Annotated in this window: 12 protein-coding genes; 9 read left to right on the top strand and 3 right to left on the bottom strand. The window is 52.0% G+C overall.

Annotation, left to right across the window (positions count from 1 at the left end; genetic code table 11):
* Positions 1-117 precede the first annotated feature (117 nt).
* Positions 118-873 (bottom strand): DUF1853 family protein, encoded by a 756-nt coding sequence (locus ACSTTG_RS20820; RefSeq protein ID WP_438476108.1) that lies wholly within the window; start codon positions 871-873, stop codon positions 118-120.
* A gap of 95 nt (positions 874-968) precedes the next feature.
* On the opposite strand from ACSTTG_RS20820, the gene ACSTTG_RS20815 reads away from it, so the two are divergent.
* Positions 969-1,727 carry a Nif3-like dinuclear metal center hexameric protein gene (locus ACSTTG_RS20815; RefSeq protein WP_438476107.1) on the top strand — a complete coding sequence of 253 codons (759 nt, stop codon included), beginning with the start codon at positions 969-971 and terminating at the stop codon, positions 1,725-1,727.
* A 223-nt stretch (positions 1,728-1,950) separates the two neighbouring features.
* Here ACSTTG_RS20815 and ACSTTG_RS20810 read toward each other — a convergent pair whose 3' ends face one another.
* Positions 1,951-3,240: a citrate synthase gene (locus tag ACSTTG_RS20810; RefSeq protein ID WP_438457617.1), complete on the bottom strand. Its 1,290-nt coding sequence runs from the start codon at positions 3,238-3,240 to the stop codon at positions 1,951-1,953.
* A 397-nt stretch (positions 3,241-3,637) separates the two neighbouring features.
* On the opposite strand from ACSTTG_RS20810, the gene sdhC reads away from it, so the two are divergent.
* The 8 genes from sdhC (at position 3,638) to sucD (ending at position 13,267) form a co-directional block, all read left to right on the top strand.
* On the top strand, positions 3,638-4,030 hold the full coding sequence (sdhC, locus tag ACSTTG_RS20805; RefSeq protein ID WP_438457618.1) for a succinate dehydrogenase cytochrome b556 subunit: 393 nt from the start codon (positions 3,638-3,640) through the stop codon (positions 4,028-4,030).
* A complete protein-coding gene (gene sdhD / locus ACSTTG_RS20800; protein WP_438476106.1) occupies positions 4,024-4,371 on the top strand; it encodes a succinate dehydrogenase, hydrophobic membrane anchor protein in 348 nt (115 codons plus the stop codon). The genes sdhC and sdhD overlap by 7 nt, the downstream gene beginning before the upstream one ends.
* Complete coding sequence (gene sdhA, locus ACSTTG_RS20795; protein WP_438457620.1) at positions 4,372-6,138, top strand: succinate dehydrogenase flavoprotein subunit; 1,767 nt, start codon at positions 4,372-4,374, stop codon at positions 6,136-6,138.
* A gap of 14 nt (positions 6,139-6,152) precedes the next feature.
* Positions 6,153-6,863, top strand: a complete 711-nt coding sequence (locus ACSTTG_RS20790; protein ID WP_438476111.1) for a succinate dehydrogenase iron-sulfur subunit — start codon at positions 6,153-6,155, stop codon at positions 6,861-6,863.
* A gap of 94 nt (positions 6,864-6,957) precedes the next feature.
* Positions 6,958-9,783 (top strand): 2-oxoglutarate dehydrogenase E1 component, encoded by a 2,826-nt coding sequence (sucA, locus tag ACSTTG_RS20785; RefSeq protein WP_438476104.1) that lies wholly within the window; start codon positions 6,958-6,960, stop codon positions 9,781-9,783.
* A gap of 29 nt (positions 9,784-9,812) precedes the next feature.
* Entirely contained in the window at positions 9,813-11,024 is a 1,212-nt protein-coding gene (gene odhB, locus ACSTTG_RS20780; protein WP_438476102.1) for a 2-oxoglutarate dehydrogenase complex dihydrolipoyllysine-residue succinyltransferase, read from the top strand.
* 204 nt (positions 11,025-11,228) lie between these two features.
* Positions 11,229-12,395, top strand: a complete 1,167-nt coding sequence (gene sucC, locus ACSTTG_RS20775; protein WP_438457623.1) for an ADP-forming succinate--CoA ligase subunit beta — start codon at positions 11,229-11,231, stop codon at positions 12,393-12,395.
* On the top strand, positions 12,395-13,267 hold the full coding sequence (gene sucD / locus ACSTTG_RS20770) for a succinate--CoA ligase subunit alpha (protein WP_438476100.1): 873 nt from the start codon (positions 12,395-12,397) through the stop codon (positions 13,265-13,267). The genes sucC and sucD overlap by 1 nt, the downstream gene beginning before the upstream one ends.
* Positions 13,268-13,427: 160 nt before the next feature.
* Here sucD and ACSTTG_RS20765 read toward each other — a convergent pair whose 3' ends face one another.
* A complete protein-coding gene (locus ACSTTG_RS20765) occupies positions 13,428-14,753 on the bottom strand; it encodes a Na+/H+ antiporter family protein (protein ID WP_438476098.1) in 1,326 nt (441 codons plus the stop codon).
* Positions 14,754-14,766 lie beyond the last annotated feature (13 nt).

Below are 14,766 nucleotides of genomic sequence, written 5' to 3'. Positions count from 1 at the left end.
GCTTCTCGCTTCTCGCTTCTCGCTTCTCGCTTCTCGCTTCTCGCTTCTCGCTTCTCGCTTCTCGCTTCTCGCTTCTCGCTTCTCGCTTCTCGCTTCTCGCTTCTCGCTTCTCGCTTCTCAGCGGTCGTTAGGCCAGCAATCCCGCACAATAAACCAAAACACCCCATCGCGCGTCTGAGCGTGAGTAAAGCGTCCTGTAGGGTGATTTATAGGCTGAGTGAAATCAGTGCGGCCACAGGCCCATAGAGGCTTTTCTAGGCGGTATAGTGGTTGGTCTATCTGGTGGAATTGGTGTTGATAGCACCAAAAGCCTTTGATTTGGCTTGGATTGAGCTCGTAGCCTAGGCAGTGTTTGGGGATGGTTTCTGGCTCGAATGGGTTGATGTAGAGCCGGCCTTGGATCAGGAGTCGCTCGGTGATGTCGGTTAGGTGAGGGTAGCGCGCGCAGAAAATATCGGTGCTGCTCATGGCGAGTTGATGCGAGAGCATGCGTTTGAGTTTTTTGTCGAGGCGATCGCGTGCATTTGGCCCGTACCATAGCGACTGGTGGAGTAAGTAGAACTTGATTGCCACCTCCCAGTGTTCAAATTGATTGAGCTGAGTGTCGCGCACGATGAGGTCGATGGCACCTATGGTTTGTCCGGTTGGTGCTTGGATTTGCACCTCTTGCAGCTCGAGCTGATAGCGATTGCTGTGGGTGAGTTGCTCGGTACACAGGTGTTGGTAGAGAAAGCCCAGGCGTGAGTTGCCTTGGTAGGGCTCAAGTGGGTGGTGAGTATGAGGTAGGTGTTGCAAGTCCACCATAGGTTCACGCAGCTGAAACAGTGAGGGCGCGCGGCCAATCCAGTTATAAAAGCGTTGCAAGTCACTCATTGTCACTCCTTGTGCCTTGGTATGGGCAACATCACTAGCATCACTATACGGCTTCGAATACACTTTGCCAAAAGCAGAGTAATGGAACCTGGATAATGAACAATCTCGAGCTAGAAAAAATACTCAATCAAAAGCTGTCACCTCAGCTGATTAAAGACTACGCACCAAATGGCCTTCAAGTAGAGGGCAGCGCCCAGATCAAACGCGTTGTCACGGGTGTCACCGCTTCTCAGGCGTTGATCGATAAAGCCATCGAGCTGCAAGCCGATGCCCTGCTGGTTCATCACGGCTATTTCTGGAAGGGTGAGCCTGAGCCGATCCGCGGGATGAAGGGCAAGCGTATTCGCACTTTAATCAAAAATGATGTCAATTTGTACGGTTACCACCTTCCACTGGATATCCACCCTGAGCTGGGTAATAACGCAGAGCTCGCGCGACTACTTGAGATTGAGATCGAGGGTGGTCTTGAGGGGCACCCTCAATCCGTTGCCTTGTTTGGCCGTCTGAAACAGCCACTGAGTGGCGCTGAATTTGCCGAGCGTATCAACAAGGTGCTTGACCGTGCTCCACTGCATATCGCCCCAGAGAATCAAGACAAGATGATCGAAACAGTCGGTTGGTGTACCGGTGGCGGTCAGGACTTTATCGAACTCGCCGTACAACACGGCCTCGATGCATTCATCTCTGGCGAGATCTCAGAGCGCACCACCTACACCGCGCGCGAGATGGACATTCACTACTTCGCCGCAGGCCACCACGCCACCGAGCGTTATGGTATTAAGGCGCTCGGCGAGTGGTTGACGCGTGAGCATGGGTTGGATGTGACGTTTGTGGATATCGACAATCCTGTGTAAAAACAGGGGCGGGGAGCGGGTTTCACTTCGTTCCGAGGAGCGAGGAGTTCATCTTACGTGATGATGTTGTCGCTCCCAACTTAACAAAAAAGGCTTGAACATCGTTCAAGCCTTTTTAATCATTAGTGAGAGCTTAAAAACAGTGCGCGTGATTAACCACTCGCGCCGATATCCTCGCTCCCCGTAGGGCAAAGCCCGTCCCCGAACCTCGCCCCTTTATTTATTATTCGCGTTCGTGGATTGGTGCGAATTCGCGTTGCTCTTGACCAGTGTAGAGCTGGCGTGGGCGGCCGATGCGGTTTTCTGGGTCGCTGTGCATCTCGTTCCAGTGGGCGATCCAGCCGATGGTGCGTGACATGGCGAAGATCACAGTGAACATTGAGACAGGGATACCGATCGCTTTGAGGATGATGCCTGAGTAGAAGTCGACGTTCGGGTAGAGTTTCTTGTCGACGAAGTACTCATCAGACAGCGCAATGCGCTCTAGCTCCATCGCCACTTCTAGCAGCGGGTCTTTAATGTTTAGCTCGCTAAGCACTTCATGGCACGCCTCACGCATTACCGTTGCGCGTGGGTCGTAGTTCTTGTACACACGGTGACCAAAGCCCATCAGACGGAACGGATCGTCTTTGTCTTTGGCACGCTCAACGTACTCAGGGATCATATCGACGCTGCCAATTTGCTCAAGCATGCGCAAACATGCCTCGTTAGCACCACCATGAGCTGGGCCCCACAGCGAAGCGATACCTGCAGCGATACAGGCGAACGGGTTAGCGCCCGATGAGCCGGCAAGACGGACAGTCGAGGTTGACGCGTTTTGTTCGTGGTCTGCGTGCAGGGTGAAGATCTTGTCCATTGCACGAGCAACCACTGGGTTAACTTCGTACTCTTCACACGGGTTGGCAAACATCATATGCAGGAAGTTCTCTGCATAGGTCAAGTCGTTGCGTGGGTAGATGAAAGGTTGTCCCACCGAGTATTTGTAACACATTGCCGCCAAGGTCGGCATTTTTGAAATCAGGCGGAACGCCGCAATTTCACGGTGCTCATCATTGTTGACGTCAAGAGAGTCGTGGTAGAACGCAGCCAGTGCGCCAACCACACCACACATGACGGCCATTGGGTGCGCATCACGACGGAAGCCGTGGAAGAAGCTCGCGATTTGCTCATGCACCATGGTGTGACGTGTGACGGTGGTTTTGAACTGTTCGTATTGTTGGCGAGTCGGTGCTTCGCCGTAGAGAAGAATATAACAAACCTCGAGGTAATCAGCATTGTTAGCGAGCTGATCGATTGGGAACCCACGGTGGAGCAGCACGCCTTTGCCGCCATCGATGTAGGTTATCTGAGATTCACAGGATGCAGTGGCAAGAAAGCCTGGGTCGAACGTGAAGTATCCGCTGGCTCCCAACTTACGAACATCGACGACCTGTGGACCGATAGACCCGTCCATAATCGGCAGTTCGATTGGTGCTTTTCCCTCAATATGAAGGATCGCATTCTTATCCGCCATAACAATCTCCTTTGTTTATTTTTTAATCCATCCAGGATGTTTGTGTGCCATTTTTTTACGTGTCTTGAGCGGTAAAGTCAATTTTTCTCCTGTGTTGTGTGCACTTGTTACGCTTTTTCATAACGATATGGTTAAAAATATGTGCCAGGTAGCAAAAATTGTTACATCAATTGTATTACAATGTTACAGGTCGTATATTTACGACGTTGATTTAACCTTAGCCCATACAATTCAAGGCGATAAGCGAAGATATAATTCGCGCCTTGAACTAAAAATCACCGATTTGACATAAAAATTTAACCCACGAAGAGGGGTGTTTGTTTTAAAAATGTGAATTTTAGGGCTCTAGCGTTCGAAATTATAAGATTTCGAAAAAAAGCTTAGACAACAGAGCAAAGTGAGCAAGCCCGTGAAAGAAAAAAAGTCAAGACCAGTTAATTTAGACTTGCAGACTATACGCTTCCCCATTACCGCAATCGCTTCGATCTTACACCGAGTCTCAGGAGTGATTACCTTTGTCGCGGTAGGGATATTGCTATGGCTGCTTTCCATATCCTTACAATCCCCCAATGGATTCATGCAAGCCACCAACATTGTAGACGGCTTTTTGGTAAAAGTGTGCCTGTGGGGCATTTTGACCGCTTTGGCCTATCACATCGTAGGTGGTATTCGACATTTAGTCATGGATTTAGGCTACTTTGAGGAGCTGGAGGCCGGCGCGATGACTGCCAAGGTGGCGTTTGTTGTGACTGGCGTGCTCTCGCTCCTAGCAGGAGTATTGGTATGGTAAAACACGTTTCTTCCGTCGGTCGTAACGGGGTGCACGATTTTCTCTTGATTCGTGCCTCCGCGATCATTATGACCTTATACACACTCTACCTCGTCGCGTTTTTTATGTTTTCCGGCGATATTTCTTATCTCGATTGGACGCAGTTCTTTTCAGGCACCTTTACCAGGGTTTTCACTATGCTGGCACTGCTCAGCATTTTGATCCATGCGTGGATAGGGTTATGGCAGGTGCTGACTGATTATATTAAGAATGCAATGCTGCGTGGTGGTCTGCAGCTCGGCGTGATTGCCGTGCTACTTGGTTACCTATTCTCGGGTCTGTTTATTTTGTGGGGTGCATAAGTGACTATTCCAGTTAGAGAGTTTGACGCCGTCGTGATCGGCGCTGGTGGTGCAGGGATGCGCGCTGCACTACAAATATCAGAGCAGGGGCTAAGCTGTGCCTTGCTATCTAAAGTTTTTCCCACTCGCTCGCACACGGTATCCGCCCAAGGCGGCATTACCGTGGCGCTTGGCAACTCGCACAAAGACGATTGGCAGTGGCATATGTACGATACCGTTAAAGGGTCTGATTACATCGGGGACCAAGACGCGATTGAATACATGTGTAAAAACGGCCCTGCCTCGGTGATAGAGCTGGAGAAAATGGGCTTACCCTTCTCTCGCTTTGACAATGGGACCATCTATCAGCGCCCATTCGGCGGTCAATCGAAAGAGTTTGGTGGCGAGCAAGCCGCGAGAACCGCTGCCGCGGCTGACCGCACCGGTCATGCTCTGCTGCACACCCTTTATCAGCAGAACATCAAACACAAAACCACGATTTTTTCTGAGTGGTATGCGCTTGACCTTGTGAAAAACCAAGACGGCGCGATCATGGGGTGTACCGCCATCTGTATGGAAAGCGGTGAAATCAGCTACTTCAAATCAAAAGCAACCGTGCTGGCCACCGGCGGTGCAGGGCGCATATACGCCTCAACCACTAATGCCCACATCAACACCGGTGACGGGGTCGGCATGGCGCTGCGTGCAGGCGTGCCAATGCAAGACATGGAGATGTGGCAGTTCCACCCAACCGGTATTGCCGGAGCGGGCGTACTGGTTACTGAGGGCTGTCGTGGTGAGGGCGGGTATCTGCTTAATAAAGATGGTGAGCGCTTTATGGAGCGCTACGCGCCGAACGCTAAAGACTTGGCGGGTCGTGATGTGGTCGCGCGCTCAATGATGATTGAGATCCGTGAGGGTCGTGGTTGCGATGGTCCGTGGGGCCCGCACATTAAGCTCAAACTTGACCACTTAGGTAAAGAAGTCCTTGAGTCTCGTCTGCCGGGTATCTGTGAGCTATCGCGCACCTTCGCCCATGTTGACCCTGTGAAAGAGCCAATTCCGGTTATTCCTACCTGTCACTACATGATGGGCGGAGTTCCGACCCAAGTCTCTGGTCAAGCGATCAAGCAAGGCGACGATGGCATAGATGTTGAAGTTCAAGGCCTGTTTGCTTGTGGCGAGATTGCTTCTGTTTCCGTGCATGGTGCGAATCGCTTGGGCGGTAACTCACTGCTTGATTTGGTGGTGTTTGGTCGCGCGACTGGGCTGCATCTGGGCGAAACGCTCGCGGCACAAGCTGAAGCACGCCCCGCAACCGCTTCTGATATCGAAGCCTCACTCGAGCGCACCATGCGCTGGGAAAATAGCACCAGCGGTGAAGATCCGGTACAAATTCGCAAAGACCTACAGACCTGCATGCAAAACAGCTTCTCGGTGTTCCGTGAGGGTGAGGCAATGGCCACCGGTCTTGAGGAGCTCAAAGGGATCCGTGAGCGCCTCAAAGACGCCCACCTTGCCGACAAGTCTTCGGAGTTCAACACCCAGCGTATCGAGTGCTTGGAGCTGGATAATCTGATGGAAACGGCGTTCTCGACGGCTGTCGCGGCCAACTATCGCACGGAGAGCCGTGGGGCTCACGCCCGGTTTGACTTCCCGGACCGTAACGACGACCAGTGGCTATGCCACTCTATCTACAACCCGGATTCTGAGCAGATGAGCAAGCGTGATGTCAACATGGCGCCTGTCTATCGTGAGGCGTTTCCACCGAAAGCCCGTACATACTAGGAGGAGGACCGATGATGAAACTTAACTTCTCTTTGTACCGCTACAACCCTGATGTTGATAGCAAACCCTTTATGAAAGACTACGAGCTCGAGGTTGAAGAAGGCTCAGACATGATGGTGCTTGATGCCCTGATCCAGCTTAAGGAGCAAGACCCATCGATCGCTTTTCGCCGCTCCTGCCGTGAGGGAGTCTGTGGCTCTGATGGCCTGAACATGAACGGTAAAAATGGCCTTGCGTGTATTACGCCATTGTCGGCCCTTGAGGGTGACAAGATCGTGATCCGACCGCTTCCCGGCCTACCGGTGGTGCGGGACCTGATTGTCGACATGACTCAGTTCTATGACAACTATGCCAAGGTGAAGCCATTTCTGGTCGATGAGGGCGCGCAGCCGCCATCACGTGAGAACCTGCAGTCGCCGGATGAGCGTGCTCATCTCGATGGCCTGTATGAGTGCATCATGTGTGCATGCTGTACGACGTCATGTCCGTCGTTCTGGTGGAACCCGGATAAGTTTATCGGGCCAGCAGGCTTATTAGCGGCGTATCGATGGCTGATCGACAGTCGCGACACGGCAACAGATGAACGATTATCCGATCTCGACGACGCATTTAGCGTTTTTCGTTGCCATAGCATCATGAATTGTGTAAGTGTTTGTCCTAAGGGGCTAAATCCAACGAAAGCCATCGGCCATATCAAGTCGATGCTGGTCAATCGTTCGATTTAATAGTGTTAATAAGAATTGCCGATCCTATATTGGATCGGCATACAAGCTCGGCAAAGACCGCAGCAAACGTGAAAACTACTGGTTAAGGGAAAATATGCACAACGGCGTGATGAAGGCATGGCTCGAGTCTTCACACTTGGCTGGCGCCAATGCAACTTACGTAGAGGAAATCTACGAACAGTATCTCAGTGATCCCGATCTGGTAAGTGAGGAGTGGAAACGTGTTTTTGAGGATCTCCCGGCCCTCAAGCAAGAGGTGACAGAACAGCCTCACTCACGCGTCCGTGACTACTTCCGACGGCTCGCCCAAGAGACAAAGCATTACAATGTCCAAGTTAGTGATCCTGATGTCGATGCGAAACAAGTAAAAGTCCTACAATTAATCAATGCGTACCGCTTTCGCGGTCACGAAGCCGCCGCTCTAGATCCTCTGGGTCTGTGGCTGCGCCCACCTGTGGCTGAGCTCGACCCAGCCTTCCATACCCTCACTGAAGATGACTTCGAAGAGACGTTCAACGTCGGTTCCTTCGCGATAGGTCAAGAGACCATGAAGCTGCGCGATATCTATGATGGGTTGCGCAAGATTTACTGTGGCTCGATTGGCGCTGAATACATGCACATGACCAACACCGAACAAAAACGCTGGATTCAGCAGCGCTTGGAGTCGGTCGTCGGTCAGCCTTCGTTTAGCCTCAAGGAAAAACAGACCTTCCTCGAAGAGCTCACCGCAGCGGAAGGCCTTGAGCGTTACCTAGGTGCTAAGTTCCCCGGCGCGAAACGCTTCTCGCTCGAAGGGGGTGATGCGCTGATCCCAATGACCAAAGAGCTGATCCGTCATGCTGGTAAGACGGGCATGCGCGAGGTAGTGATTGGCATGGCGCACCGTGGTCGCTTGAATATGCTGGTTAACGTGTTGGGTAAAAAGCCGCAGGACTTGTTTGATGAGTTTGCCGGTAAACACGATGAAACCTGGGGCACGGGTGACGTTAAGTATCATCAAGGTTTTTCGGCGGACTTTGCAACACCAACCGGTGACGTGCATTTGGCGCTGGCGTTTAACCCTTCACACCTTGAGATTGTCAATCCTGTGGTGATTGGCTCGGTGCGGGCGCGTCAGGACCGCTTGGGTGATAAAAATGGCAGCACGGTATTGCCTATCACTATCCATGGTGACTCGGCAATCGCTGGTCAGGGTGTGGTGGCAGAGACGTTTAACATGTCTCAAGCGCGCGGCTTCCAGGTTGGCGGTACAGTGCGGATCGTGGTGAATAACCAGGTTGGTTTTACTACGTCGAATCCGCGTGATACGCGCTCGACTATGTACTGCACAGATATTGCTAAAATGGTGCAGGCGCCTATCTTCCATGTCAACGCCGATGATCCAGAGGCGGTGGCGTTTGTTACTCGCATTGCGCTTGACTACCGTAACGAGTTCCGCAGCGACGTGGTGATTGATCTGGTGTGTTATCGCCGCCATGGCCATAACGAGGCTGATGAGCCTAATGCGACTCAGCCATTGATGTACCAAAAGATTAAAAAGCACCCTACGCCGCGTAAACTCTACGCGGATGTGTTGATCGAGCGTGGTGAGTATGACATTGAGTTTGCTACGCAGATGATTAACGAATATCGCGATGCGCTGGATCGCGGTGAGGTGGTGGTGAAAGAGTGGCGGCCGATGGCACTGCACTCGGTCGACTGGTCACCATTTATTGGTCACGACTGGGATGAGGAGTGGGACAGTCAATACGATCCCGAGCGCCTTAATGAGCTGGGTCAGCGCCTGTGCCAATACCCAGAAAGTCACAAGCTGCAGAGCCGGGTAAACAAACTTTATAATGATCGTAAGGCGATGATTGCTGGCGAGAAACCGGTCGATTGGGGGATGGCGGAAACGCTGGCTTACGCCACGCTGGTGGATGATGGCAAGCGCATTCGTATCTCAGGTCAGGACTCGGGACGCGGTACCTTCTTCCATCGTCACTCCGTCTTGCACAACCAAGACGATGCCAGCACTTATATGCCGCTGGCCAATATTCACGACAAACAAGGGCCATTCCAAGTGTTTGACTCGGTGTTATCGGAAGAGGCGGTGCTGGCGTTTGAGTATGGTTATGCGACCGCAGAGCCGGGCGGATTGACGATCTGGGAAGCCCAGTTTGGTGATTTTGCCAATGGTGCTCAAGTCGTGATCGATCAGTTCATCTCCTCTGGTGAGCAAAAGTGGGCCCGCTTGTGTGGTCTGACGATGTTGTTGCCACATGGCTACGAGGGGCAAGGCCCAGAACACTCATCTGCGCGTCTTGAGCGCTATCTGCAATTGTGCGCTGAGCAGAACATGCAAGTAGTAGTGCCATCAACGCCGGCTCAGGTGTACCACATGATCCGCCGTCAGGTAGTGCGCCCAATGCGCCGACCTTTGGTGGTAATGTCACCCAAATCCTTGCTGCGCCATCCCTTGTGTGTCTCGTCACTTGAAGAGCTATCACAGGGTACCTTCCAGGCCGCCATCGCTGAGATTGACCCGCTTGAGGCAAGCAAAGTCAAACGCGTGGTGTTCTGCTCTGGCAAGGTCTACTACGACTTACTTGAGCAGCGTCGTAGCAATGACCAAGACGATGTTGCCATTGTCCGTATTGAGCAGCTTTATCCCTTCCCATTGGCGGAAGTACAAGCGGCCATTGCGCCATATACCAATGTTGAAGACTTTGTTTGGTGTCAGGAAGAGCCGCAAAACCAGGGGGCTTGGTACTGTAGCCAGCATAATTTCCGGATGGCCATTCCGACAGGGGCAGATTTGAAATACGCAGGGCGTCCGGCATCGGCGTCACCCGCGGTAGGCTACATGTCTGTGCACCTGAAACAACAAAAAGCGCTGGTTCATGACGCGCTAACCATCAGCTCGCAATCCTCGGATTAAGAACTAGAAAATTAAAGGAAGAGATAATTATGACAATTGAAATTCTGGTTCCAGATTTACCTGAATCAGTCGCCGATGCAACCGTTGCAACCTGGCATAAGCAACCAGGCGAGGTTGTTGAGCGCGATGAGGTTCTTGTCGACATCGAAACCGATAAAGTGGTTTTGGAAGTACCGGCCCCAGAAGCAGGCGTGCTTGAAGCTATCGTCGAATCTGAGGGGGCGACGGTTTTCTCTAAGCAGCTCATTGCCAAATTAAAGGCTGGCGTGATTGCGGGTGAACCAACCACAGATACAACCAAAGAGACCGAGTCATCACCGGACAAGCGTCACAAGGCTTCTCTCACTGAAGAGTCGAATGATGCTTTGAGTCCTGCAGTGCGCCGCTTACTGGCTGAGCACGGCCTGGAAGCAAGTCAAGTTAAGGGTACGGGCGTCGGTGGACGTATTACCCGCGAAGACATTGAAGCTTACCTCGCTCGTCCACAACCGGTTGAGAATACCGATGAAACCGTGGCAGTCAAGGAAGCGCCAGCCGCCGCTCGCAGCGAAAAACGTGTGGCGATGACGCGTCTGCGTAAGACCGTTGCTAATCGACTGCTTGAAGCCAAGAACAACACCGCGATGCTGACTACATTTAATGAGGTCAACATGAAACCGATCATGGACTTGCGTAAGCAGTACAAGGATCAGTTCGAGGAGCGTCACGGTATTCGTCTTGGCTTTATGTCGTTCTACGTCAAGGCTGTGACTGAAGCGCTTAAGCGCTACCCAGAGGTCAATGCCTCTATCGATGGCGACGATATTGTTTATCACAACTACTTCGATATCAGCATGGCGGTATCAACGCCGCGTGGTCTAGTGACGCCAGTTCTGAAAGACTGCGACACGCTGGGCTTTGCGGATATTGAAAAGGGCATTAAGGAGCTCGCTATCAAAGGTCGCGATGGCAAGCTTACCGTGGATGAATTGATGGGGGGGAATTTTACCATCACCAACGGTGGGGTATTTGGTTCACTGATGTCAACGCCAATCATTAACCCACCACAATCGGCCATTTTGGGCATGCACAAGATCCAAGAGCGTCCAATGGCAGTAAATGGTCAAGTGGAAATCCTGCCAATGATGTATCTGGCGCTTTCTTATGACCACCGTTTGATCGACGGACGAGAGTCGGTTGGCTTCCTAGTGACGATTAAGGAGCTACTAGAGGACCCAGCACGTCTGCTATTGGACGTTTAATATCGCTAAAACGTCTAGCAGCCCTCTGTCGCTAGACGTTATTTTTAGCTAAGGCTAGACTGGCTCGACGTTTGGCCTTCACTTGAACTGCCTTGGTTGATATCCGGCAGTTTATTTGAGAAGACCCTACAGATGCCTTGAAAGGCATTATGGAAATAATAAATCCCTTGCATTAGTAAAAGGGAAAACAAACGGAATATCGAAATGAACTTGCATGAATATCAAGCCAAACAGCTGTTTGCCGAATTCGGTTTGCCTGTACCGGAAGGCTATGCGTGCGACACGCCCTCGCAAGCCTTTGAGGCGGCCGGTCGCATTAACACGCCCAAGAAAGTGGTCAAATGTCAGGTCCATGCTGGTGGTCGCGGTAAAGCTGGCGGCGTCGAACTTCACGATACCAAAGAGGGTGTTAAAGAGTTTGCGCAAAAGTGGCTAGGAAAAAACCTAGTGACTTACCAAACGGACGCGAATGGCCAGCCAGTATCGAAAATCCTTGTTGAAGAAGCCTCTAATATTGCCAACGAGCTCTACCTCGGTGCGGTTGTCGATCGCTCAACACGTAAAATCGTGTTCATGGCATCGACCGAAGGCGGTGTTGAGATTGAAAAGGTGGCGGAAGAGACGCCTGAGTTGATCCACAAAGCGGCGATTGACCCGTTAGTCGGCCCTCAGTCGTATCAGGGACGTGAGCTAGCGTTTAAGCTCGGTCTAGCCGGCGATCAGATCAAACAGTTCGTCAAAATCTTTATGGGTCTTGCGCAGATGTTTACTCAGTATGACTTAGCCCTGCTAGAGATCAATCCACTGGTAATTACCGGCGAAGGTAACCTTCTGTGTCTCGATGGCAAGATTAACATCGACTCTAACGCCCTCTACCGTCAGCCTAAATTGCGTGAAATGCATGACCCTAGCCAAGAAGATGAGCGCGAGGCGCACGCGGCGCAGTGGGAGCTGAACTATGTCGCTCTAGACGGAAATGTCGGCTGTATGGTCAATGGCGCGGGCCTAGCCATGGGCACCATGGATATCGTTAACTTGCACGGCGGTAAGCCTGCCAACTTCCTTGATGTTGGTGGTGGCGCGACCAAAGAGCGTGTGGCGGAGGCGTTTAAGATTATTCTGTCTGACGACAACGTCAAAGCGGTCTTGGTGAATATCTTCGGTGGCATCGTGCGCTGTGACATGATTGCTGAGGGGATCATCGGCGCGGTGAAAGAAGTGGGTGTGACCGTACCTGTCGTGGTGCGCCTTGAAGGCACCAATGCCGATCTTGGTCGCGATGTACTTGCAACATCAGGGCTAGATATTATCGCAGCAGAGTCACTTACAGACGCTGCACAGAAAGTGGTTGCCGCTGCGGAGGGTAAATAATGTCAGTACTAATCAATAAAGACACCAAAGTTATCTGCCAGGGATTTACTGGCGGGCAGGGCACATTCCACTCAGAGCAAGCTCTGGCTTATGGAACTCAATTAGTCGGTGGTGTGTCTCCTGGTAAAGGCGGACAAGAGCACCTAGGCTTGCCAGTGTTCAATACCGTACGTGAGGCGGTTGAGGTAACAGGGGCCACGGCCACCGTGATCTATGTACCAGCGCCTTTCTGTAAAGACGCAATCCTAGAAGCGATTGATGCGGGTATCGAGCTGATTGTCACCATCACCGAGGGTATTCCAACCACGGATATGATTGATGTCAAGGTCAAGCTTGAGGAAACTGGCACCAAGATGATTGGTCCAAACTGCCCAGGTGTGATCACCCCAGATGAATGTAAGATTGGTATTATGCCAGGTCACATTCATAAGAAGGGTAAGGTAGGCATCGTTTCGCGCTCAGGCACCCTGACCTATGAAGCGGTTAAGCAGACCACAGATGAAGGGTTCGGTCAGTCAACTTGTGTTGGTATTGGCGGAGATCCAATTCCTGGGTCAAACTTTATCGACATTCTGCAACTGTTCCAGGACGATCCGAATACTGAAGCCATCGTGATGATCGGTGAGATTGGTGGCACAGCCGAAGAAGATGCGGCTGCGTTTATCAAAGAAAACGTCACCAAACCTGTCGTGTCCTACATTGCCGGTGTCACCGCACCTCCAGGCAAGCGCATGGGCCACGCAGGCGCCATCATCTCAGGCGGTAAAGGCACCGCCGACGAGAAGTTCGCCGCCCTAGAATCCGCTGGCGTGCGCACCGTCAAAAGCCTAGCCGACATAGGCTCAGCTTTACGCCAAGTAACCGGCTGGTAAAATCAAAAAAGGCTTGGGGAAAACCCAAGCCTTTTTTTAGGTACGAGGTGCGGGTATCACTTCGTTCCGAGTATCGAGGAGTGTGGCGCACGCTTTTCGCGCCTCTGCTTTTCCTCGCTCCCCGTAGGGCAAAGCCCGCCCTAGAACCCCGCCCCCTTATTTACAGAGTCATAGCCGCAAGCCAACCAAAGGCAATCAACGGCAGGTTGTAGTGCAAGAAGGTCGGAACTACGGTTTCCCAGATGTGCTCGTGTTGACCGTCGGCGTTTAGGCCAGATGTTGGGCCAAGCGTTGAGTCTGAGGCTGGTGAGCCTGCATCACCCAGTGCTGCTGCCGTACCCACTAGCGCGATGGTGGCCATTGGTGAGAAGCCAAATGCCGCCGCAAGCGGAACATAGATAGTGGCAATGATTGGAATGGTAGAGAACGACGAGCCAATACCCATGGTCACCAATAGACCCACGATTAGCATCAGCAGAGCTGCCAGTGGTTTGTTGTCACCGATTGAGGTGGACAGCGCATCAACCAAGGTCTCGACACCACCAGTTTGCTTCATTACCGCCGCAAAGCCAGCCGCCGCGATCATGATAAAGCCAATCATCGCCATCATCATCACGCCACGAGTAAACACGTCTTGAGTGTCTTTCCAAGCAATCACACCGCCGAAAGTGAAGACCATAAAGCCGGCTAGGGCACCGATAACCATAGACCCAGTTGAAAGTTGCACCGACAAAGTCGCAGCAATCGCGAGGACCGCGACAAAGATATTCTTTTTGTCGATCGCAGCAGGGTTTTCTTCTACGTGCGTTAGCTCGGTTTCTTGGTACTCGCGTGGTTTGCGGTAGCTAAAGAAAATCGCAGTCAGTAGACCAAACAGCATACCGGCAGCGGGTAGCAACATTGCGGTAGGGACTTGCGCCGCGGTCACGCCCTCAAGGCCGTTGTTGTGCAGGTTAGTCAACAGGATGTTGTTAAGGAAGATGCCACCAAAGCCGATCGGCAACACCATGTATGGCGTAACCAGACCGAAGGTCAGCACACAGGCGATCAAACGGCGGTCAAGCTTGAGCTTGGCAAACACGCCTAACAGAGGTGGGATCAAAATTGGAATGAACGCAATATGCACAGGCACAACATTCTGTGACGACATGGTGACGAGAACCAGAGCAATCAGAACCAGATACTTTAGCCCCATCGAGGCAGCACCATGCTCTTTGCCATGAATTTTTTTGATCACGCTTTGCGCCAGCAGGTCCGTCAGACCTGAGCGTGAGATAGCGACGGCAAAGGCACCGAGCATCGCATAGCTAAGTGCGATTGTCGCACCACCGCCAAGACCGCTCTCAAATGCGGCCACGGTATCGTTGAGACCCATCCCCGCGATGAGACCGCCGACAATGGCACTAAAGGTTAATGCCACGACAACATTAACGCGCATCAATGCTAGCAGCAGCATGATACAGACTGAAATTACAACCGGGTTCATATTATTCTCGTGT

It is taken from the genome of Vibrio glycogenivorans, from assembly GCF_051660965.1.
GTDB lineage: Bacteria > Pseudomonadota > Gammaproteobacteria > Enterobacterales > Vibrionaceae > Vibrio.
This window is presented reverse-complemented; position numbering and strand designations above follow the sequence as displayed.